Source organism: Mesorhizobium sp. M7D.F.Ca.US.004.03.1.1 (assembly GCF_003998635.1).
In the GTDB taxonomy this organism is placed as follows: domain Bacteria; phylum Pseudomonadota; class Alphaproteobacteria; order Rhizobiales; family Rhizobiaceae; genus Mesorhizobium; species Mesorhizobium loti.
The window spans coordinates 1-638 of sequence record NZ_RZQG01001635.1; the positions used below are offsets into that span (position 1 = coordinate 1).

General features: G+C 63.6%; 2 protein-coding genes. Both read left to right on the plus strand.

The annotated features are described in order from the left end of the window. Positions 1 to 274 (plus strand): glycine cleavage T C-terminal barrel domain-containing protein (locus EN935_RS39200; protein WP_281040424.1); only part of this gene is annotated, 274 nt, incomplete at its 5' end. 5 nt (positions 275 to 279) lie between these two features. Beyond that, positions 280 to 638: glycine cleavage system protein GcvH (gcvH, locus tag EN935_RS39205; RefSeq protein WP_127374413.1), on the plus strand; the 359-nt coding region annotated here is incomplete at its 3' end.

The following is a 638-nucleotide window of genomic DNA, read 5'->3' on the forward strand; positions in this document are numbered from 1 at the left end:
ACGAGGACCCGCGCAAAAGCGAGTTGGGCTTAAACCGGAAGGCCGCCAGCCGGTGCGCGGCGGTGCCGCGCTCTTTGATGCCGACGGCAAGCCCGCTGGCCATGTCACATCGGGCGGCTTCGGCCCCTCGGCCGGCCATCCGGTCGCCATGGGCTATGTCGCGGCACCGCTGGCCAAGCCCGGAACGCGGGTCTTTGCCGATGTTCGCGGCACGAAAATCCCAGTCGACATCAGCTCCCTGCCCTTCACTCCGCATCGCTACCGCAAAGGATGATTTCCATGGCAACGACCTATTTCACATCAGATCACGAATGGCTCCGCGTCGAGGGCGGCATCGCCACTGTCGGCATCACCGACTATGCGCAGGAACAGCTCGGCGATCTCGTCTTCGTCGAATTGCCGGAGACCGGAAAGAAATTGACCAAGGGCGATACCGCCGTCGTGGTCGAATCCGTCAAGGCGGCTTCCGACGTCTACGCGCCGGTCGATGGTGAGATCACCGAAGCCAACGGCACGCTGTCGTCGGACCCGTCACTGGTCAATTCGGCGGCAACCGGCGCCGGCTGGCTGTGGAAGATGAAGCTTGCCGACGAAAGCCAACTCGCGGGCCTCATGGATGAGGCCGCCTACAAAGCCCA